Genomic DNA, 19,983 nt, shown 5'->3' with positions numbered 1-19,983 from the left:
CCTATGAAAATCAAGACGTCAATCCACCCTTCCTCCGTCGTGGAAGAAGGCGCCCAGATCGGCCAGGGTGTGCGCATTGGGCCGTTCTGCCACGTCAGCGCCGATGCCGTGATCGGCGACGGGGTCGAACTGGTCAGCCATGTCTCGGTGATGGGCGCGACCACTATCGGGGCGTCGACCAAGATCTATCCGATGGCGACACTGGGCGCACCGCCGCAAAACACCAAGCACAAGGGCGGCCGCACCACGCTGGTCATCGGCGCCAACTGCACCATCCGCGAAGGCGTGACCATGCATGTCGGCACCGACACCAGCCGTGGCGAAACCACGGTCGGCGACAATGGCAATTTCCTCGCCTACGCCCATATCGCCCATGACTGTGCCGTCGGCAACAACGCCACCTTCGCCAATGGGGCGACATTGGGCGGCCACTGCGAGATCGGCAACAACGTCTATATTGGCGGCCTCAGCGCCGTACATCAATTCGTGCGCGTGGGTGACAACGCCTTTCTTGGCGGGTGCTCGGCTTTTGTCGGTGATGTCATTCCCTATGCCATCGCCGTCGGTAACCGCGCCAGCCTGCGCGGCTTGAACATCATCGGCCTCAAGCGCGCCGGTCTGCCGCGTTCCGAAATCCATCTGCTGCGCAAGGCCTACAAGACGATCTTCGACCGCTCCCGCACCGTCGGCGAGAACATCGAGTTCGCCAAGGTGGAGTTCGCCTCGTCGCCGACAGCGATGAAGATCATCGACTTCATCACCAGTCGCGGCAAGCGGCACTATGCGGTGCCATCGCTCAAGGGCGGCGATGGCGACGATGCCGATGACGAAGGCTGAGACAGCCGCGGCTGGTCTTGATCTCCCGCCTGGTGCCAGGGTCGGCATCATCGCCGGCGGCGGCAGCCTTCCGGTCGAAGTCGCTGCCGGTTTGGCCGGACAGGGTCATCCGCCCTTCGTCGTGCTCATGGACGGTGAGGCCGACCGCCTGGCTGAATTGTGCCGTTACGAGCATGAGACCCTTGCCCTGGAGGCGATAGGATCGCTCATTCCGCTGCTCAAGCGTAACCGGATTACGCATCTGGTGCTTGCCGGCGAGATTAAGCGCAGGCCAAGGCTGACACAGATGCGCCCAAGCCTCAGCCTGCTCGCTGTGATACCCGTCGTCGTCATGGCGTTGGCGCGCGGCGACGATGGACTGCTCAAGGTGGTGGCGCGCGGGCTCGAGGCCCGGGGGATAAAGGTCGTGGGCGCCCACGAGATCGTGCCGAACCTTGTCGCCGCCGAAGGGGTGTTGACCAGGGCCACGCCCCGGAAGTCGGACTGGCGCGACATTGAGGCAGGTTTTGCCGCGGCAAAAGCCATCGGGGCGCTGGATATCGGCCAGGCGGCGATCGCGGTCGGCGGCCGGACCATCGCGCTTGAAGGCATCGAGGGCACGGCCGGATTGCTGGACCGCGCCAGGCTGCTGCGCGGCCACGGCCGTATCGCCGGCAAGACGCGCGGTGTGCTGGTCAAATGCGCCAAGCCTGGCCAGGAGCTGCGCGCGGATCTTCCTTCCATGGGGCCCCAGACGGTAGAAGCAGCGCATGCGGCCGGGCTTGCCGGCATTGCCGTCGAGGCGGGACGCTCCCTGATCCTCGAAGCTCCCGCAACCCTCTCGCGTGCCAATGACCTTGGGCTGTTCATTGTCGGCCTGGCCGCAACGGAGTCAGGTCATGGCTGACAGGGCGCTGAAGATCGCAATCGTCGCGGGCGAGGAGTCAGGCGATCTGCTTGGCGCCGACATTGTCCAGTCGCTGCGCCAAATAACGGGGCGCGAGGTGCAGCTCGTCGGCCTCGGTGGCCGCCACCTGCAGGCGCTTGGGCTGGTTTCGCCGTTCGACGCCAGCGAGGTCGCGCTGATGGGGTTCAGCGCCGTCCTGCGTGACCTGCCGCGCCTGATGCGGCGGATCGGTCAGCTGGCGGGGCTGGTTGCGGATGCCAAGCCGGACTGCCTCGTCACCATCGACAGCCCCGATTTTTCGCTGCGCGTCGCCAAAAAGGTGCGCGCCGCCAACCCGACGATCCCGATCGTCCACTATGTCTGCCCGAGCGTCTGGGCATGGCGGCCGGGCAGGGCGGTGGCGATGAAGCCGTATGTCGATCACATCCTGTGCATCCTGCCGTTCGAGGTGAAGGAGCTCGATAGGCTGGGTGGCCCGCCCGGCACCTATGTCGGCCATCGCCTGACGCATGATCCAGGCGTGCTGTCGGCCGCCAGGGCGCAGGCCCAGCCGCGTGATCTTTCACCAGACCGCGTGAAGACGCTGCTTGTCCTGCCCGGCTCGCGGCGCGGCGAGGTGCGGCGGCTGCTCGAGCCGTTCGGTGAGACCGTGTCGATGCTGCGGGCACGCGGGCATCGGCTTCGGCTGATGTTGCCGACGGTGCCGCATGTCGCGGACACCGTACGATCCGCGGTCACGCGCTGGGATGAAAAACCCGAGATTATCCTGGAGCCGGAACGCAAATGGCAGGCCTTCGGCAAGGCCGACGCGGCGTTGATCGCGTCCGGCACCGTCTCCCTGGAACTGGCACTGTCCGGCGTGCCGATGATCTCTTGCTACCGGCTCGACCCTGTCGCACGCGCCGTGGCGCGGTATTTCGTATCCGTCTGGTCGGCGCTGCTGCCCAACCTGATCTCGGATCGCGCGTTGATCCCGGAGTTCTACGACGAATACGTCAGACCGAACAATCTGGCACGCCAGCTGGAAGCGCTGTTGGCCGACAGTGGCATGCGCGCCTGGCAGAAAGACGGGTTCGCCGAGATTTCACGGCGCATGGCAACGGACAAACCGTCCGGTGAGATCGCGGCGCAGGTGGTGATGGGGTGTATCAAGCGAGTGAGTAGGCAGTAGTGAGTAGTGAGTAGTGAGTTAGCAAACTCTCCAACCTCACTACTCACTACTCACTACTCACTTGTCTCAGCGCTTGGCGATCGGCACGTAGTCGCGCTCCGGCGCACCGGTATAGAGCTGGCGCGGACGGCCGATCTTCTGGCGTGGATCCTCGATCATTTCCTTCCACTGGGCGATCCAGCCGACCGTGCGGGCCACCGCGAACAGCACGGTGAACATGGTGGTGGGGAAGCCCAGCGCCTTCAGCGTGATGCCGGAATAGAAGTCGACGTTCGGGTAGAGTTTCTTCTCGATGAAATAGGGATCGGTCAGCGCGATCTTTTCCAGTTCCATCGCGATGTCGAGCAGCGGATCGTCCTTGATGCCGAGTTCGCCCAGAACCTCATGCGCCGTCTTCTGCATGATCTTGGCACGCGGATCGTAGTTCTTGTAGACGCGGTGACCAAAACCCATCAGGCGGAATGGATCGTTCTTGTCCTTGGCGCGGGCGATGAATTCCGGGATGTGATCGACATGGCCGATCTCGCCCAGCATGTTGAGCGCCGCTTCGTTGGCGCCGCCATGGGCCGGACCCCACAGGCAAGCAATGCCGGCGGCGATGCAGGCGAACGGGTTGGCGCCCGAGGAGCCGGCGAGGCGAACGGTCGAGGTCGAAGCGTTCTGCTCATGATCGGCATGCAGGATGAAGATACGCTCCATGGCGCGCGCCAGCACCGGGTTGATCTTGTACTCCTCGCACGGCACCGCAAAGCACATGTGCAGGAAGTTTGCCGCGAAACCGAGATCGTTCTTCGGGTAAATAAAGGGCTGGCCGATGTGGTACTTGTAGGCCATGGCCGCGATCGTCGGCATTTTGGCGATCAGGCGCATGGAGGCAACCATGCGCTGGTACGGGTCGGAGATGTCGGTCGAGTCATGATAGAAGGCCGACAGCGCGCCAACCACGCCGCACATCACCGCCATCGGGTGCGCGTCGCGGCGGAAGCCGGTGAAAAAGCGCGACATCTGCTCGTGCACCATTGTGTGGCGCGTTACGCGGTAGTCGAAATCGTCCTTCTGCGCCTTGGTCGGCAATTCGCCGTAGAGCAGGAGGTAGCAGACTTCGAGGAAGTCGCCATGTTCGGCCAGCTGGTCGATCGGATAGCCCCGATGCAGGAGGATGCCGGCGTCGCCATCGATGAAGGTGATCTCCGACTCGCAGCTTGCCGTCGAGGTAAAGCCGGGGTCATAGGTGAAGGCGCCGGTGGTGCTGTAGAGCGAGGCGATGTCGATGACGTCAGGTCCGACCGAGCCGCTTCGCACCTTGAATTCGTGAGTCTTGCCGGCGAATTCCAGCGTTGCCGTGGCCTCTTGGCCGCCCACATCCAGTTTTTTCGCAGCTTCGGTCATTGCAAACTCCTTCTTGTTTCCTCATGCCGGCAAAGGCAAAATCCGCAGAGCGACACGTCGAAATCACCGCAATGCGCGTATTCGCCACCGCATTCTAGGAGGTGCGTGCCAGATTGGGCCAAGGCCTAATGTTGCACTGCGAAACCCGCCTTTCAATGCCAATCTTCTTGGGCCAGTTTGCTCCTAATCGATTTGATCCGCTACGCGCGCCAGGCTTTCCTCACGCCCCAGAACGGCAAGCACGTCGAATACGCCCGGTGACGTGCTCTTGCCGGTCAACGCAGCCCGCAACGGCTGGGCCACGGCGCCAAGCTTGTGCCCGCCAGCCAGCGCAAAGTCGCGGATCGCGGCCTCGGCCGTGGCCGCCGTCCAGTCGCCTGACAGCGACTTCAAAGCTTCGTGAGCGCCACGCAGGATCTTGCGCGCGTCGTCATTGAGCAGGAGTGCCGCCTTGTCGTCGATCGGCAGCGGCCGCGCGGCAAACAGGAAGGCGGCGCCGTCGACAAGCTCGACCAGCGTCTTGGCGCGCTCCTTCAGGCCCGGAAGTGCTGCCAGCAGCTGCGCCTTGTTCTTCTCGTTGAGCCGCGCCGCCATCGCCGGGCCGCCCTCCAGATAGGGCAAGGTGGCGATAAAGATATCGAACAGCTCGGTGTCGGCCATACGTCGCATATGCGCGCCGTTGATCGCTTCCAGCTTGGCGAAATCGAAGCGCGCCGCGCCCTTGTTGACGTCGCCAATGTCGAACCACGAGACCATGTCCTCGATCGACATGATCTCGTCGTCGCCATGGCTCCAGCCGAGCCGCGCAAGATAATTGAGCAGCGCCTCCGGCAGATAGCCCATGGCGCGATAGGCTTCGACGCCGAGCGCGCCATGGCGCTTCGACAGCTTGGCGCCGTCGGCGCCGTGAATCAGCGGGATATGCGACATCGACGGCACGTCCCAGCCCATGGCGTTGTAGATCACGGTCTGGCGGGCGGCGTTGGTCAGGTGATCGTCGCCACGGATGATGTGGGTGACGCCCATGTCGTGATCGTCGACGACGACGGCATGCATGTAGGTCGGGTTGCCGTCCGAACGCAGGATGATGAAGTCGTCGAGATCCTTGTTGGGGAAGCGCACGTCTCCCTGGACCCGGTCCTGCACCACCGTCTCGCCCTCGGCCGGTGCCTTGATGCGGATGGCGCCCCTGACGCCGGACGGCGCCTCCGACGGGTCGCGGTCACGCCAATGGCCGTTATAGCGTGGCGGTAGGCCCTTGGCGCGTGCAGCTTCGCGCATTGCCTCGAGCTCGGCTGAAGTCTCGTAGCTGTAATAGGCCTTGCCCAGGCGCACCAGCTCCTCGGCCACCTCGCGATGGCGCGGCGCGCGCTCGAATTGGGAGACCGCGTCACCGTCCCACGAAAGGCCAAGCCAGGTCAGGCCATCGAGAATGGCCGATGTGGCCGCATCGGTCGAACGCTCGCGATCGGTGTCCTCGATGCGCAGCAGCATCGTGCCGCCGGTATGCTTTGCATAGAGCCAGTTGAAGAGCGCCGTGCGCGCGCCGCCGATGTGCAGATAGCCGGTCGGCGAGGGGGCAAAACGGGTGATGACCTTGTCGGGCATGGAACTCTCGGAAAACGTCTGAAGCTGGGTGCAGAGCGTGCGGACTTTCGCGCGTTGCGCGTTCATGTAGCATAGGACGTCGAGGGCGCAAGGGGCAGACCCGATGACTGGACGAGGCCGGGGCTTGGATCGGGGCGAGGATGCCGCTATCGGCGTCAGCGAGCGATCCCTGTTTGCGGCGCCTGCGACGATCCCACTGCCATCTCCGCTCGTGGCTGCACCCGAAACCAGGTCGCTGCAGGCAGGTGGGCAGGCGCCGGCGCCGGCTCCTGCCGCGGGCAGGATCGTGCGCGTGCGCCGGCAAATCGGCCTGGTATCCTTGCCTCGCCTGCGCCATGGCGTGGCCCGGGCGGCGGAGCTTGAACTCGACCGGGGCATCGCGTTCCTGCTGGTGCCGGTCTGTCTGGCCGTTGGGGCGATCGCCTATTTCTCGCTGGCGTCCGAGCCCGACTTTGCAAAGCCCGTCGCGGTCGTGGTGCTGATGGCGGTCTGTGCCTTCGTCTCGCGTTCCTGGCCCAAAACCCATCTGTGTCTCATGGCAGTGCTGTTGTGCGCGCTGGGCCTGCTCGCGGCGAAGGTCGAAACATGGCGAGCCGGAACCCGGATGCTGGGTTCGGAAATCTCCACGCAACTGACCGGCCGCGTGGTCTCGCTCGAAGAGATGGAGAGCGGCCGCATCCGGCTGACCATGGACGTGATTTCGACCGCCCGGCCAAAACTGCGCTATGCGCCGGAAAGGGTCCGGCTTTCCGCACGCAAGATACCGCCGGGAATGACCGCCGGCTCGCTCATCACAGGCTACGCCAAACTGTTGCCGCCGACCGGCCCGGTGCGGCCGGACAGCTACGACTTCTCTTTCGACAGCTATTTCGCCGGCATCGGCGGCAGCGGCTTCTTTCTCGGCAATCCAACGGTTGTTTCCGCCGACGACGGTGAGATGCCGCTATCGGCTCGCCTTTTTTCAGGCATCGAAAATGCCCGCGAAGCCATCGCCGACCACATCAGGGGCAGCGTCGGCGGCGCTGAAGGCGAGATCGCGGCGGCGCTGATCGTCGGCGTGCGCGCCGGCATACCCGATGAAATCAATGAAGCGATGCGGCGTACCGGCATCTATCACATCATCTCTATTTCGGGACTGCATATGGCGCTTGTGGCCGGCACCATCATGGGTCTGCTGCGTGGTGCCTTCGCGCTGTTTCCAGACTTTTCCGCGCGCCGGCCGGTGAAGAAATACGCGGCCGCCGCCGCACTGTTCTCGATCGCCGCCTATCTCATCATTTCCGGTGTCGTCGTTGCCGCCGAACGCAGCTTCATCATGCTGGCGGTGATGCTGATTGCCGTCTTCTTCGATCGCGCTGCCCTGACCATGCGCAATCTGGCGATCTCGGCGATCGCCGTGATCCTGGTCTCGCCTCACGAGGTTGTCGGCCCGAGCTTTCAGATGTCGTTCGCCGCGACCGCGGCCCTGGTTGGCGCTTATGCCGGCTGGGCCGATCACCATGCAGGAAAGACGCGGCCACCGCCGCCAAAGCGTTCCCTGGCGGGATTCCTGACGCGAAAATTCCTGCTGGCGACAGGAGGATTGGCCATGACGTCCATTATCGCCGGCAGCGCCACGGCACTGTTTGCCATCTGGCATTTCCAGCGGGTATCGCCGCTCAGCCTGTTCGCCAATCTGGCCGTGATGCCGATCGTGTCGGTCGTGATGTTCCTGGCCGTCGCCAGCGCCCTGCTGATGCCATTCGGACTGGATTGGCCGGCTCTCTACCTTATGGGCAAGGGCCTGACAGCAATGATCGCCGTGTCGGCGTGGATATCGGAGCGCTCTCCGGTCGATGGAGTCGGGCTGATTTCGCAGCAATCCGTGCTGCTGGTCACCGTCGCGCTGGTTATCGCGACGATGGCGACGACATGGCTGCGGTTCGCGGCGCTGCCATTCGCGCTTGCCGGCCTGTTGACTGTGTCGCACACGCGCGCGCCCGATGTGCTGATCTCGGAAGATGCGCGGCTGGTCGCGCTGCCGATCGGCAATGGCGAACTGGCCGTCAACCAGGAACGTCCGAACGAATTCGCAACCGACAACTGGAAGCGCGCCCTGATCTCCGAAACAATCGTCAAACCGGAAATGTTCGACACGACAGACGGGCAATTCGATGTTGCCAGTCCCACCGACCTGCCGCCAGGATCGCCTTTCTACTGCCGCGAAGGCCTGTGCCTTGCCAGGCACCCTTCCGGCGCGATCATTGCCTATGTCGAGGACCGCAAGACCACCTGGAAAGCCTGCGCTTTCGCCGACCTGATCATCGTCAATGACGCAACCGCCTATGACGTCTGCCACAATCCACTGGTTCTCGTCGTCACCAAACGGCAGCTCGCCCGCAAGGGAAGCGCTGCCGTCTTCTTCAATCCCCAGTCGGCCACGACCCGGGCCGCGATCGCATTCGCCGTCGACGGACCATACCGGCCCTGGCACGAACAGCGAAAATTCTCACGCGAGGCGAGGGGGCTGCCGCCGTACAAAAAACCCGACAAGCCCGATGGCAAGCCGGCTCAGTAGCGCCTGATCAACCCGACCAGCTTGCCTTGTACCTTGACCCTGTCCGGCCCGAAAATGCGTGTTTCGTAGGCTGGATTGGCGGCCTCGAGCGCGATCGAAGCGCCTTTGCGGCGGAACCGCTTCAGCGTCGCTTCCTCTTCGTCGACCAGTGCCACGATAATTTCGCCCGGGCTTGCCGTGTCGGCATTGCGGATAATGACCGTGTCTCCATCGAAGATACCGGCCTCGATCATCGAGTCGCCCTTGACCTCCAGCGCATAGTGCTCGCCGCCCATGATCATGTCCGGCGGCACCGAGATCGAATGCGTCTGATGCTGGATGGCATCGATCGGCACACCGGCGGCGATACGGCCCATGACCGGGATGGACACGGCTGAAACCGCATCGTCGTCGTTGCCGGCCGCGGGCAGGCGCGAAGGCGCAGCGGCCGGCCTGATCTGGCGTCCGGCGCTGCCTTGGCCAAGGCTGCCTTGGATGATGCTTGGCGAGAACTTCTTTGCCGCATTGAGGCCCGGCGCGATCGAGTCCGGCAGCCGCAGCACTTCCAGCGCGCGTGCCCGATTGGGTAGCCGGCGAATGAAGCCGCGCTCCTCCAGCGCCGTGATCAGGCGATGGATCCCCGACTTGGAGGCAAGATCGAGTGCTTCCTTCATCTCGTCGAAGGAAGGCGGTATCCCGCTTTCCTTGAGCCGTTCGTGGATGAACATCAGCAGTTCATGTTGCTTGCGTGTCAGCATGGCGGCCCCCAAGACATTGAACGAAAGGTTGAACCAGAATCGAAAAAACAAACCCAGAACAAACACTATCTGTTCCAGTTGTGTTCTGCAACCGTTTAAAGTTTAATGAATTTGTTAAGGGGTCGGAAGTTTTTTGCCCGCGACGGCGGGCAGCAACCAGCCCTTTCCGCCATCGGCAGGCGCATTGAAATCGTTTTGGTTAATGGCCTGTGGCCCATCCGCCGACGAGGCTTTGGCATCAGCTAGTTGGAAGGTTCTCCTCGGGGGGACGTATAATTCGCGGAGCCATTATTCGCGGAACGAAACGAAACCAAAATGCCAACGATTGGTAGCTTCGGGCGGCCATGGATCCGGGCGTTCGGCGCACCGGCCAGCGCGTTCGAATAGGCGTCGCTGAGGTTATCCCGAACCCGCCTTCAAGCTGCCGGCGCGAGCGGCGTATCTGGTAGCGCCGCTGTCTTCGCTGTGGACATAGACGTGCAGTGTGTAGCCGATATGCGCCGTCATCAGCGCCTTGGCCCGCTCGATGTCACGGTCGAGCGCCGCTTCCATGATCGCGGTATGGTGTTCGATCGCAATCGCTTCGCGCAGCGCTTCGATTGCCTCTTCATAGCCATCCTTGAGGCCGGCCGCGGCCCGCAGTGTCGGCGCCAGACCAAGAAAGCGATGATGCCGGCGCAGCTGATCCGAGATCGTCGAGCGGAACCGCAACAGCCAGTCGCATGTGGCGGCGCTCAGCAGCGCCGCATGGAAGGCCTCGTGGTTCTCGTCCCATCTGTCGACGGCCGCGTCCGAGGGATCGTCGACCGCCGTCTTGCAACGCGAGAGCCGGTAGTAGGCGGTGACCACGGCATCCTCCCACTCCCTGCCGCCTTTTTCCATCGATTCGAGGAACAGGGGTATCTCGACCACCATCCTGGCGCGTGCCAGATCCTCCAGCTCGGCCCGCGACACCGGAGCCACGGCAAAACCACGATTGCTGATGGCGGTGACCAGGCGTTCGGCCTCGAGCCGCGACAGGGCTTCGCGCAACGGTGTCCAGCCGACGCCATAGGTGCCGCGCAGCGCACTCAGTTTGAGCGGGGCGCCGGGCATGAGGCGCGTGGTCAGGATGTCGCGCCGCAACAGCTGATAGGCGGCTTCCGTTTTTGTGGAACTCGTTTCATCCCGCATGGTGATCAATCCGTCGTCTGGCGAAAGTATATATGATATTGGGTCACAGCAACAATTATATATAATGTTTGACACAGACCGGCGGACTCACCATGATCGCCGTAGCCGCCGCGTTTCCAAGCGGCCCTGATCAAATCTGGGAGGAAATGATGTTGAAGTCGAAATCCGCTTGGTTGTCGGGCTTGGCCCTGGCAGGCGCATTGATGGTCAGTGCCGGCAGTGCCGCGGCCGATCAGATCCGTATCGGCATTGCCAATTTCGGCGAGCATCCGCAATTGAACGCCGCCATAGCCGGCTTCAAGAAGGCGCTGACGGATAACGGCTTCGTCGAGGGCAAGGACGTCGTCTACACGGAGAGCCACACCAATTTCGATGCGTCGCTGGTGCCGCAGATGATCGCCAAGCTGCAGGCCGAGCAGCCCAAGCTGATCTACACCATCACCACGCCGGTCTCACAGATCGCCAAGAAAGCGCTCGCCGGTTCCGGCATTCCGATCGTTTTTGCCGCGGTCACCGATCCGGTGGCGGCCAAGCTGGTGCCGTCATGGGACGCCGGAGACGAAGGCATGACCGGCGCCAGCGATCTGCAGGACGTCGCCGCGGTGATGGCCTTCACCAAGAAGCTGCTGCCGAACGCCAAGCGCTTCGGCGTGCCTTATAATCCCGGTGAGGCCAATGACGTTGCCTTGGTCGAAAAGATCAAGGCGGCGGCACCGGCCGCCGGTTTCGAGGTGGTGGAGGTCGGCATCGACAACGTCAATGACATCCAGCAACGCATCGCTTCGCTCGCCGGCAAGGCCGACGTGATCTACGGCCCGGCCTCGAACCTGATCCAGCCGGCGATCGCCGCTGTCTCCGCGGCCGCGCGCCAGGCCGGTATCCCGGTCGTCAACTCCGATGACAGTGCGGTCCGTAACGGCACCGTGCCGGCGAGCTTCGCGGTCAATTACACGCAGGTCGGCGTCAACGCCGGCAACATCGCCGCCGAGATCCTCAAGGGCAAGGATCCCAAGACGATCGCGCCGTCGCGCCCGGCCTACAAGGACCACATGGCAACGATCTCGCGCAAGGCGATGGCCGCGTTCGGCATCGAGATACCGGCTTCAATGGCCGATTGCGGCTGCATCGTCGACTAACATCGGAACTGCCGGGGTGACGGCGTCGGCGCCGCTATCCCGAGGTCAGGGAGAAACGATGCTCGAGATTCGATCCGCGCGCAAAGTGTTCTACAAGGGCCAGGCCGACGAGAAGGTCGCGCTGGACGGTCTCAGCCTGTCCTTGGCCACCGGAGAGTTCGGCATCGTCATCGGCTCCAACGGGGCCGGCAAGAGCAGCATGCTCAACGCCATTTCCGGCGCCCTGATCCTCGATTCCGGCCAGATCCTGATCAACGGCGCCGACGTGACTGCAATGCCGGTGCACAAGCGCGCCGCGAAACTGGCGCGCGTGTTCCAGGACCCGATGCGCGGCACCGCCGCCAGCATGACGGTTGCGGAAAACATGCTGCTGGCCGATTTGCGTAGCCAAAAGCGCACCTTGCGCCCGGGGCTGAACACCACCCGGCTTGCGTCCTACAGGGAACGACTGTCGATACTGGGTCTCGGTTTGGAAAATCGTCTCGACACGCGCGTCGACCTGCTCTCCGGCGGGCAGCGGCAATCCTTGTCGCTGATCATGGCGGTCGGCGGATCGCCGGACTTGCTGCTGCTCGACGAGCATACCGCGGCCCTCGACCCGCGCACGGCCGAAATCGTCATGCAAGCGACCGTGCGCGCCGTCAACGCGCTGAAACTGACGACTTTGATGGTGACCCACAACATGCAACACGCCGTCGATTATGGCAGCCGGGTGATCATGCTCGATGCGGGCCGGGTGCTCCTGGAAGTCGCCGGGCAGGAGAAGGCGAGGGTCACGGTTATCGATCTGATCGGCCATTTCTCGGTCAAGACCGATCGCATGTTGCTGGCGAGCTGATCATCATGGGGTTTGTTGGGGACGTTCTCACCAGCTTCGTCGCGATCATGCCGGTCACCCTGGCGCAAAGCCTGATCCTGGCCTTTGTCGTGCTCGGGATCATGATCCCGTTTCGCATGCTGAATTTTCCCGATCTCACCAGCGAAGGCGCTTTTCCGCTGGGCGGCTGCGTCTGCGGCGTTCTCCTTGCCGCCGGCGCATCGCCGCTGATGGGCGTTGCTGCCGCCCTTGTCGCCGGCTTCGCGGCGGGCTGCTGCACCGCCTTCATCCATCTGCGCTTCCGCATCCACACGCTGCTTGCGGGCATCCTGATGATGACGATGCTCTACAGCATCAACCTTCGCATTATGGGCAAGTCCAACCTGTCCGTCTTCGGTTCGCCCTCGGTGTTCGACTGGGTGCCGTTCGCGCGGCCGGGTTTCCCCGCCAGCAAGATTGTCGTCGCGGGTCTCCTCGCGCTTGCCGCCTTCATGCTGCTCTACATGTTCTTCAGGACCGAGAAGGGGACCGCCGTGCGCGCCGTGGGCGCCAATCCTGACATGGCCGAAGCGCAAGGCATCAATGTCTGGGCCGCGACCATAGGCGGTGTCGGGCTGGCCAGCGCTTTTTCGGCGTCAAGCGGTGCGCTGATGGTGCAGTCGCAAGGGTTCGCCGACGTCAATATGGGCCTGGGAATTCTCATCAACGGCCTTGCCGCGCTGATGATCGGCGAAGCCGTCGTCGGCAAGCAAACAGTGTGGCGGCAATTGCTGGCGCCCTTCGCCGGCGCGATCATCTACTACCAGCTGGTGTCGTTCTGCCTGGCGGCCGGCATGCCGCCGCCTGACCTGAAGCTTGCCACGGGCCTGTTCGTACTGGCCATGCTTGCCTTGCCCAGCCTCAAGCGCAGCCGGGGGCCCGCACCGGTTCGCGAAGCGATTCGTGAGTAACCCGGCGTGAATGACCAAGGCGTGAATAACCAGGGAATGTCACAAATGATGCCTACGACGCTCGATCTCGCAGCCGTCGATGCCATGGATGCGGCGGACCCGCTGCGTGCCATGCGCGACCGGTTCATCTTGCCGGAAGGCGTGATCTACCTCGACGGCAATTCACTCGGCGCCGCGGCACCCGCCGTCTTCGACGAGCTGCGGAAAGCCGCGACCCAGGAGTGGGCGCAGGATCTGATCCGTGCCTGGAACACCGCCGGCTGGTTCGACATGCCGGTCGCGCTCGGCGACCAACTGGGGCGGCTGATAGGCGCGGCGACCGGCCAGACGGTGGTCTGCGATACGACCTCGATCAACATCTACAAGGTGCTGCATGCCGCACTCGGCATGCGGCCGGACCGCTCGGTCATCGTCGCCGAGGGCGACAGCTTTCCAACCGATCTCTACATGGCCGAAGGCGTGGCCTCGACGCGCCCCGGCACGGTGTTGCGGCTTGAGGGCGTTGATGCGCCGACCATTGAGGAGCTGATCGACGAGCGCGTTGCGGTCATCCTGATCAACCACGTCAACTACAAGTCCGGCCAGCTGCGCGACATGGCGGCACTGACATGCAAGGCCCATCAGGTCGGAGCGCTGATCGTCTGGGATCTCTGCCACACCGCCGGCGCGCTGCCTGTCGAGCTCGACAGCGCCAATGCCGATTTCGCCATCGGCTGCACCTACAAATATCTCAATGGCGGCCCGGGCGCGCCGGCCTTCATCTACGCCGCCGAGCGTCATCACGATAAAGTCCAGCAGCCGCTCAGCGGTTGGTGGGGCCATGCGCGGCCCTTCGCCTTCGAGCAGGGTTATGCGGCCGGCAGCGGTATCCGCCGGTTCCTGTGCGGCACGCAGCCGGTGTTATCGATGCGGGCGCTGAAGGGGGCGCTGGATATCTGGGACGATGTCGACATGGCGACGGTGCGCAAGAAGAGCATCGCGCTCACCGACCTGTTCATCCAGCTCGTCGAGACCAGATGCGGCGCCTACGGCCTGGAGCTGGAAAGCCCGCGCGACGGCAATCAGCGTGGCAGCCAGGTGTCCTTCCTCCATCCCAACGGTTACCAGGTGATGCGGGCCTTGATCGAGCGCGGTGTGATCGGCGATTTCCGTGCGCCGTCGACGATCCGCTTCGGCTTCACCCCGCTCTATGTCGGCTACGCCGATGTATGGCAGGCGGTCGAAGTCCTGGAAGATATCCTGCGCACTGGCGCCTGGCAGTATGCACGCTTCGCGGTCAAGACGGCAGTGACCTGAAGCCGGCGCGAAGTCGGGAAAAGTGTGACACGGTTTCCCACAGGAATTGCGTCAGACGAGAGTTCAGAGCCGGGTGCGAACCGTCCACAGTTCCGGAAACAGGACGACTTCGAGCATCTTCTTGAGATAGGAGGCGCCCGACGTGCCGCCGGTGCCGCGCTTCAGGCCGATGATGCGCTCGACGGTGGTGACGTGGTTGAAGCGCCAGCGGCGGAAATAGTCCTCGAAGTCGACCAGCTTCTCGGCCAGTTCATAAAACATCCAGTAGCGCTGTGGATCGCGGTACACCGTCTGCCAGGCGACCAGGACTTCTTCGTTCCCGGTCCGCGTCTCGCGCCAATCCGTGCGCTTTGCGTCCGCCCCGATGTCGAAGCCATTGCGGGCCAGAAGCAGCAGCGCTTCATCGTAGAGCGACGGCTCGGCCAGGATCGCCTCCAGCTTCTGGCTGAGGTCCGGCCGGTGCTTGTGCGGCCCGAGCATGGCGAGGTTGCGGTTACCGGCCATGAACTCGATGGCGCGATACTGCCAGGACTGGAAACCCGAGGACTGGCCGAGCGCGTCGCGGAACTCGGTGTATTCGCTGGGCGTCATCGTGCGCAGCACGTCCCAGGCATTGTTCAACTGCTCGAAAATGCGGGCGACACGCGACAGCATCTTAAAGCTCGGTTCGAGGCGGTCGGCACGGATCGAGCGGATCGCCGCGCCAATCTCGTGCAAAGCGAGTTTCATCCACAATTCCGATGTCTGGTGCTGGATGATGAACAGCATTTCGTCATGCGCCGAGGACAGCGGTGTCTGGGCCTCCAGCACTTTCTCCAGGTGCAGATAGTCGCTGTAGGACATGCGCTCCTTGAACGACATCTCTGCGCCTTCAGAGGCCGGATCGTAAGGCTCGCTCAATTGATCTTCTCCGTGCGCAGCCGAAACCGCTGGATCTTGCCGGTCTGGGTCTTCGGCAGAGCGGCGATGAATTTGACCGATCGGGGATATTTGTAGGGCGCGATGGCTGCCTTGACGTGGTCCTGCAGGCGCTTGACGGTCATTGCGTCTGGCGGGACGCCTTGCACCAGCACGACATGCGCTTCGACGATCTGGCCGCGCTCGCCATCCTCGGCACCGATGACCGCGCATTCGGCGACATCGGGATGCGACAGCAGCGCCGCCTCGACCTCGGGTCCGGCGATGTTGTAGCCGGCGCTGACGATCATGTCGTCGGAACGCGCGGCGAAGTGGAAGAAGCCGTCCTCATCCTGCGTGAAGGTATCGCCGGTGAGGTTCCAGCCGTCGCGCACATAGTCCTTCTGCCTGTCATCGGCCATGTAGCGGCAGCCGGTCGGCCCGCGCACCGCCAGCCGTCCGGTCTCGCCACGCGGCACCTCGCGCATCTCCTCGTCGACGATGCGCGCCTCGTAACCGCCCACCGGCTTGCCCGTCGAAGCGGGCTTCCTGTCGTCAAAGCGGTTGGAGATGAAGATGTGCAGCATTTCGGTGGCGCCGATGCCGTCAAGGATAGGCTTGCCGGTCTTTCGCGTCCACTCTTCGAAGACCGGGGCCGGCAAGGTCTCGCCGGCCGAGACGGCAACGCGCAATGATGACAGATCGGCGCCTTCGTCCATGGCCTTCAGCATGGCCCGGTAGGCGGTCGGCGCGGTGAAGGAAATGGTCGCTTTGTAGGTCTCGATGATGTGGACCATGTTGGGTGGCGTCGCCTGTTCCAGAAGCGTTGCCGCCGCGCCGAAGCGCAGGGGGAAGATGGCAAGCCCGCCAAGGCCGAAAGTGAAGGCGAGCGGCGGCGAGCCGACGAAGATGTCGTCGGGCGTCACCTGCAGGACTTCACGGGCGTAGGCATCGGCGATGATCAGCAGGTCGCGGTGGAAATGCATCGTCGCCTTCGGCACGCCGGTCGTGCCCGAAGTGAAGCCGAGCAGGGCGACATCGTCGCGGCCGGTGCTGACGGCGGTGAAGGTAACCGGCTTGTCGAGGGCGGCGCGGTCGAGCTCGGCGTCATGGTTGGCGGTGCCGTCGAAGCCGATCACCTGCTTCAGGAACGCGCTGTCCTTGGCGCAGGCGGTCATCTCGTCCATCAGCCTGGTGTCGCAGAGCGCGGTCGTGATCTCGGCCTTGTCGACGATCTTGGTGAGTTCACCGGCGCGCAACATCGGCATGGTGTTGACGACGACAGCACCGACCTTGGTGGCGGCCAGCCAGCAGGCGACCATTGCCGGGTTGTTGGCGGAGCGGATCAGCACCCGGTTCCCCGGCTTGACGCCGTAGTTCTCGACCAGCGCATGGGCGAGCCGGTTCGTCCAGTCGGATAGTTCCTTGTAGGTGCGGCGGCGGCCATTGCCGATCAGCGCGGTATGGTCACCAAGGCCCTTCTCGACGAGCCTGTCGGTCAATTCGACACCGGCATTCAGGTGTTCTGGATAGTCGAAGCCGTCGAGCAGGAAGTCGGGCCATTGCTCCGGCGGCGGCAGATTATCGCGGGTGAACGTGTCGGTATGCGCTGAAGGCCCAAGCATGTCGCCGCTGTCCCTGTCTGCCGCCGGCCAGCGCGCGAGGCACGTGGCGGGAGGCGGTGGATCTGAATTCCTGTCTCTCGCGGAAGGCTTCGTGCGGCCGGCTACACCCTTGTCGACATGTCACCGGAAAGGTGACTATCGGCGGGTTCGGACGGCACAGCGGACCTCCCATTTTGTCGGCTGTTCCGAAGGCAGGATCGCACCAGTCGAAATTTGTTTCAAGCCTAAAATGTTTCACCCCAAAGCCTTGACGCACGGTATGGTGGCGGCCATTGCTAGCACTGAGACGACGCTGTTCGGGGAGGGTGCCGATGCTCGACCATCGCATTGCCGATTGGGACAATGCCTATGCCAACGGCGCGAATATTGCCGGCAGCGACCGTTGGCCGGCCGCCTGGTCGGGACCAGCGCAAGCGTTCCGTGACGCACTGTCGGGGGAGGGCCGGGCACGGTTCGACATCGCGTATGGCGATCGGCCGCGCAACCGGCTCGACCTTTTCCTGCCGGAGACCACGCCCAAGGGGCTCGTCGTGTTCATCCATGGCGGCTACTGGCTGGAGTCCGATAAAAGCGGATGGTCGCATCTCGCCAAGGGCGCGGTCGGCAACGGCTTTGCGGTGGCTATGCCTTCCTACACGCTGTGCCCGGACATCCGCATTGCCGGCATTGTCAGCGAAATCGGGGCGGCGATCGGCAAAGCGGCGGCAATGGTCGGGGGACCGCTGATGTTGACCGGACATTCGGCCGGTGGACATCTCGCCAGCCGCATGGTGACCACAACCACACCGCTCGCCACCGATGTCGTGCGGCGCATACGCCACGTCGTTTCGATTTCCGGCTTGCATGATTTGCGCCCGCTGATGCGCACCGGCATGAACGCCGTGCTGAAAATCGATGAGCATGAGGCGCTGACGGAAAGCCCGGCACTGCTGCGGCCAATCGATGGTGCCCGCATCACCTGCTGGGCCGGCGGCGGCGAGCGCTCGGAGTTCCTGCGACAGAATGCGTTGCTGGCCAACATCTGGACCGGGCTTGGCGCCACCACCAGTGCCGTGGTCGAGCCCGACCGGCATCACTACGATGTAGTTGATGGCCTGGCCGATCCGGCGCATGCATTGACGCGGACCTTGATCTCGGAATAAGCCCTGTGATCAGTAAGTTATTACGAAATACTTCAGCGCAACATCAGAACGCTGCAAGCGTCGCCCGCAGCGGATGCAGGGGCAAAAGGCGCGCGAACGACCAGTCCGTTGGCATCGGCCAGCATCCTCAGCATCGAGGAATCCTGGATGCCGAACGGCGTCGCCACCAGTTCGCCGTCATCCTCCCTGACCACCGCCCTCACATAATCCTGGCGCAGGTCATTGGCCGCCATTGCGGCGCCCAGCCGTGCCGGGCGGATATCCTGACGATGGTCGCGACCGCCCAGCCTTGCCAGAAGCGGCTTCAGGAACAATTGCGAGCAGACCAGGCTTGCTACCGGATTACCGGGCAGGCCGATGCATCTGATATCGCCGAGGCGCCCGAACATCAGCGGCTTGCCGGGACGCATGGCGATCTTCCAGAAGCCGAGCGTCATGCCTTCGCCGGTCAGCACGTCATGAACCAGGTCGTGGTCGCCGACCGATGCGCCGCCCAGCGTGACGATGACATCGGCACCCGCCGCGACCGCTTTCCTGACCAGGCCGGCGATGTCGTCCTTGCGGTCGGCGGCGATCCCGAGATCGAGCGCACAGGCACCGACCGATTGTGCCGCCGCGGCGACGCCGTAGGCGTTGGACGAGATGATCTGGTCAGGCCCGAGTTCGCTGCCGGGCGGCAACAACTCGTCACCGGTGGCGATGATGGCGACCAGCGGCCGTTTCACCACGCCTACTCGGGGATGATTGGCCGATGCCGCCAGCGACAGTGCCGCCGGGTCGAGCACGCGCCCGGTCTCCAGCAGCACGTCGCCCTTGGAAAAATCGAGGCCGACGCGGCGAATGTTACGCCACACGGCGGTGGGCTCGATCACTTCGATGTTGCCGCCGCCGAGATCCCGGACGTTTTCCTGGATGACGATGGTGTCGGCGCCGTCAGGCAGCGGTGCGCCGGTGAAGATACGCACTGCCTGTGCCTGGCCGACCGCGCCGTCAAAGCCGCGTCCGGCCGGCGCCATGCCGATCACCGAGAGTTTCGACGGCACCGACGCGACATCGGCGGCTCGCACCGCATAGCCGTCCATGGCCGAAGCGTTGAAGGGCGGCTGGGTGCGCAGCGCCATGACCGGCTCCGCCAGCACACGATCGATCGCCTCGATGAGCGGGACGCTTTCGCCGGCCAGCGGCACGGCGCCGTCGAGCAGGCGCTCGAGCGCGTCGGCGACCGGAACCAGTGCCATCAGAGCCCTGCCTTGTAGTCGCCGGACTTGCCGCCGGTCTTTTCGACCAGCCGTATGCCGGAGATGACCATGGCGCGGTCAACCGCCTTGGCCATGTCGTAAATGGTCAGGCAGGCCACCGAGGCTGCCGTCAATGCTTCCATTTCGACGCCGGTCTTGCCGGTGACGCGTGCAAGGGCGGTGACCTTCAGGCCGGGCAGAGTATGGTCAGGCTCTATGTCGACGGAAACCTTGGTCAGCAGCAGGGGGTGGCAGAGCGGGATCAACTCATGGGTCTTCTTCGCCGCCATGATGCCGGCGATGCGCGCCGTGCCGAGCACATCGCCTTTTTTGGCATTGCCGGCGAGGATGGTCTTCAACGTCTCTGGCTGCATCGAGACGAAACCCTCGGCGATCGCGGTGCGCGTCGTCTCGTCCTTGCCGCCGACATCGACCATGTTGGCCTCGCCCTGTGCGCCAAGATGGGTGAGAGCGCCTGTCATCGTCAAATCGCCATAGAGCGACGTGCGTCCATTCGGACGCAC

Annotated in this window: 17 protein-coding genes; 9 read left to right on the top strand and 8 right to left on the bottom strand. The window is 63.8% G+C overall.

Annotated features, from left to right (window positions below; all coding sequences use genetic code 11):
* Positions 1 to 3: 3 nt before the first annotated feature.
* The 3 genes from lpxA to lpxB are packed head-to-tail and all read left to right on the top strand — an operon-like array spanning position 4 to position 2,894.
* Positions 4 to 837: an acyl-ACP--UDP-N-acetylglucosamine O-acyltransferase gene (gene lpxA / locus LB554_RS24000; RefSeq protein ID WP_224587269.1), complete on the top strand. Its 834-nt coding sequence runs from the start codon at positions 4 to 6 to the stop codon at positions 835 to 837.
* Complete coding sequence (locus LB554_RS23995; protein ID WP_411962648.1) at positions 809 to 1,723, top strand: LpxI family protein; 915 nt, start codon at positions 809 to 811, stop codon at positions 1,721 to 1,723. The genes lpxA and LB554_RS23995 overlap by 29 nt, the downstream gene beginning before the upstream one ends.
* On the top strand, positions 1,716 to 2,894 hold the full coding sequence (lpxB, locus tag LB554_RS23990; protein ID WP_015317793.1) for a lipid-A-disaccharide synthase: 1,179 nt from the start codon (positions 1,716 to 1,718) through the stop codon (positions 2,892 to 2,894). Before LB554_RS23995 ends, lpxB begins: the two co-directional genes overlap by 8 nt.
* A 66-nt stretch (positions 2,895 to 2,960) precedes the next feature.
* Here the strand turns inward: lpxB and gltA are convergent, their stop codons facing one another.
* Positions 2,961 to 4,283, bottom strand: a complete 1,323-nt coding sequence (gene gltA / locus LB554_RS23985; RefSeq protein WP_015317794.1) for a citrate synthase — start codon at positions 4,281 to 4,283, stop codon at positions 2,961 to 2,963.
* 183 nt (positions 4,284 to 4,466) lie between these two features.
* Positions 4,467 to 5,891: a glutamate--tRNA ligase gene (gene gltX, locus LB554_RS23980; RefSeq protein WP_140718017.1), complete on the bottom strand. Its 1,425-nt coding sequence runs from the start codon at positions 5,889 to 5,891 to the stop codon at positions 4,467 to 4,469.
* Positions 5,892 to 5,994: 103 nt separating this feature from the next.
* Here gltX and LB554_RS23975 point away from each other — a divergent pair, with 103 nt between their 5' ends.
* Positions 5,995 to 8,448 (top strand): ComEC/Rec2 family competence protein, encoded by a 2,454-nt coding sequence (locus LB554_RS23975; RefSeq protein WP_224587265.1) that lies wholly within the window; start codon positions 5,995 to 5,997, stop codon positions 8,446 to 8,448.
* On the opposite strand, the gene lexA is transcribed toward LB554_RS23975, so the two are convergent.
* Together lexA and LB554_RS23965 are read right to left on the bottom strand one after the other, a co-directional pair.
* Positions 8,442 to 9,185, bottom strand: a complete 744-nt coding sequence (lexA, locus tag LB554_RS23970; RefSeq protein WP_224587263.1) for a transcriptional repressor LexA — start codon at positions 9,183 to 9,185, stop codon at positions 8,442 to 8,444. The genes LB554_RS23975 and lexA overlap by 7 nt on opposite strands.
* Positions 9,186 to 9,584: 399 nt before the next feature.
* A complete protein-coding gene (locus LB554_RS23965; protein WP_224587261.1) occupies positions 9,585 to 10,358 on the bottom strand; it encodes a GntR family transcriptional regulator in 774 nt (257 codons plus the stop codon).
* Positions 10,359 to 10,507: 149 nt separating this feature from the next.
* Between LB554_RS23965 and LB554_RS23960 the strand changes: the two genes are divergently transcribed.
* Genes LB554_RS23960 through kynU form a run of 4 tightly spaced genes read left to right on the top strand, consistent with a single transcriptional unit; the run spans position 10,508 to position 14,557 of the window.
* Positions 10,508 to 11,494: an ABC transporter substrate-binding protein gene (locus LB554_RS23960; RefSeq protein ID WP_015317799.1), complete on the top strand. Its 987-nt coding sequence runs from the start codon at positions 10,508 to 10,510 to the stop codon at positions 11,492 to 11,494.
* Between the two features lie 58 nt (positions 11,495 to 11,552).
* Positions 11,553 to 12,332 (top strand): ABC transporter ATP-binding protein, encoded by a 780-nt coding sequence (locus LB554_RS23955; protein WP_015317800.1) that lies wholly within the window; start codon positions 11,553 to 11,555, stop codon positions 12,330 to 12,332.
* 5 nt (positions 12,333 to 12,337) lie between these two features.
* Complete coding sequence (locus tag LB554_RS23950; protein ID WP_224587259.1) at positions 12,338 to 13,261, top strand: ABC transporter permease; 924 nt, start codon at positions 12,338 to 12,340, stop codon at positions 13,259 to 13,261.
* Positions 13,262 to 13,309: 48 nt separating this feature from the next.
* The gene (kynU, locus tag LB554_RS23945) at positions 13,310 to 14,557 is read left to right on the top strand and encodes a kynureninase (protein WP_224587281.1); all 1,248 of its coding nucleotides are present in this window, start codon (positions 13,310 to 13,312) and stop codon (positions 14,555 to 14,557) included.
* 63 nt (positions 14,558 to 14,620) lie between these two features.
* On the opposite strand, the gene kynA is transcribed toward kynU, so the two are convergent.
* On the bottom strand, positions 14,621 to 15,457 hold the full coding sequence (gene kynA / locus LB554_RS23940; protein WP_140718007.1) for a tryptophan 2,3-dioxygenase: 837 nt from the start codon (positions 15,455 to 15,457) through the stop codon (positions 14,621 to 14,623).
* Positions 15,454 to 17,079 carry an AMP-binding protein gene (locus tag LB554_RS23935; RefSeq protein ID WP_224587256.1) on the bottom strand — a complete coding sequence of 542 codons (1,626 nt, stop codon included), beginning with the start codon at positions 17,077 to 17,079 and terminating at the stop codon, positions 15,454 to 15,456. Before LB554_RS23935 ends, kynA begins: the two co-directional genes overlap by 4 nt.
* A gap of 311 nt (positions 17,080 to 17,390) precedes the next feature.
* Between LB554_RS23935 and LB554_RS23930 the strand changes: the two genes are divergently transcribed.
* Complete coding sequence (locus LB554_RS23930) at positions 17,391 to 18,221, top strand: alpha/beta hydrolase (RefSeq protein WP_015317805.1); 831 nt, start codon at positions 17,391 to 17,393, stop codon at positions 18,219 to 18,221.
* A gap of 32 nt (positions 18,222 to 18,253) precedes the next feature.
* Here LB554_RS23930 and glp read toward each other — a convergent pair whose 3' ends face one another.
* Together glp and moaC are read right to left on the bottom strand one after the other, a co-directional pair.
* Positions 18,254 to 19,459, bottom strand: a complete 1,206-nt coding sequence (glp, locus tag LB554_RS23925) for a gephyrin-like molybdotransferase Glp (RefSeq protein ID WP_224587254.1) — start codon at positions 19,457 to 19,459, stop codon at positions 18,254 to 18,256.
* On the bottom strand, positions 19,459 to 19,941 hold the full coding sequence (gene moaC / locus LB554_RS23920; protein ID WP_140718001.1) for a cyclic pyranopterin monophosphate synthase MoaC: 483 nt from the start codon (positions 19,939 to 19,941) through the stop codon (positions 19,459 to 19,461). The genes glp and moaC overlap by 1 nt, the downstream gene beginning before the upstream one ends.
* Positions 19,942 to 19,983: the final 42 nt, after the last annotated feature.

It is taken from the genome of Mesorhizobium sp. CO1-1-11, assembly GCF_020164995.1.
In the GTDB taxonomy this organism is placed as follows: Bacteria; Pseudomonadota; Alphaproteobacteria; order Rhizobiales; family Rhizobiaceae; genus Mesorhizobium; species Mesorhizobium australicum.
The sequence above is the reverse complement of the archived record's forward strand: the minus strand, read 5'-3'. Positions and strand labels throughout refer to the sequence as shown.

Coding starts and splice junctions, on each gene's coding strand:
- gltX (WP_140718017.1), bottom strand. CDS start 5,891: ATGCCCGACAAGGTCATCACCCGTTTTGCCCCCTCGCCGACCGGCTAT.
- lexA (WP_224587263.1), bottom strand. CDS start 9,185: ATGCTGACACGCAAGCAACATGAACTGCTGATGTTCATCCACGAACGG.
- LB554_RS23975 (WP_224587265.1), top strand. CDS start 5,995: ATGACTGGACGAGGCCGGGGCTTGGATCGGGGCGAGGATGCCGCTATC.
- kynU (WP_224587281.1), top strand. CDS start 13,310: ATGCCTACGACGCTCGATCTCGCAGCCGTCGATGCCATGGATGCGGCG.
- lpxB (WP_015317793.1), top strand. CDS start 1,716: ATGGCTGACAGGGCGCTGAAGATCGCAATCGTCGCGGGCGAGGAGTCA.
- lpxA (WP_224587269.1), top strand. CDS start 4: ATGAAAATCAAGACGTCAATCCACCCTTCCTCCGTCGTGGAAGAAGGC.
- moaC (WP_140718001.1), bottom strand. CDS start 19,941: ATGACAGGCGCTCTCACCCATCTTGGCGCACAGGGCGAGGCCAACATG.
- LB554_RS23995 (WP_411962648.1), top strand. CDS start 809: ATGGCGACGATGCCGATGACGAAGGCTGAGACAGCCGCGGCTGGTCTT.
- LB554_RS23950 (WP_224587259.1), top strand. CDS start 12,338: ATGGGGTTTGTTGGGGACGTTCTCACCAGCTTCGTCGCGATCATGCCG.
- LB554_RS23960 (WP_015317799.1), top strand. CDS start 10,508: ATGTTGAAGTCGAAATCCGCTTGGTTGTCGGGCTTGGCCCTGGCAGGC.
- LB554_RS23935 (WP_224587256.1), bottom strand. CDS start 17,079: ATGCTTGGGCCTTCAGCGCATACCGACACGTTCACCCGCGATAATCTG.
- LB554_RS23955 (WP_015317800.1), top strand. CDS start 11,553: ATGCTCGAGATTCGATCCGCGCGCAAAGTGTTCTACAAGGGCCAGGCC.
- glp (WP_224587254.1), bottom strand. CDS start 19,459: ATGGCACTGGTTCCGGTCGCCGACGCGCTCGAGCGCCTGCTCGACGGC.
- gltA (WP_015317794.1), bottom strand. CDS start 4,283: ATGACCGAAGCTGCGAAAAAACTGGATGTGGGCGGCCAAGAGGCCACG.
- LB554_RS23965 (WP_224587261.1), bottom strand. CDS start 10,358: ATGCGGGATGAAACGAGTTCCACAAAAACGGAAGCCGCCTATCAGCTG.
- LB554_RS23930 (WP_015317805.1), top strand. CDS start 17,391: ATGCTCGACCATCGCATTGCCGATTGGGACAATGCCTATGCCAACGGC.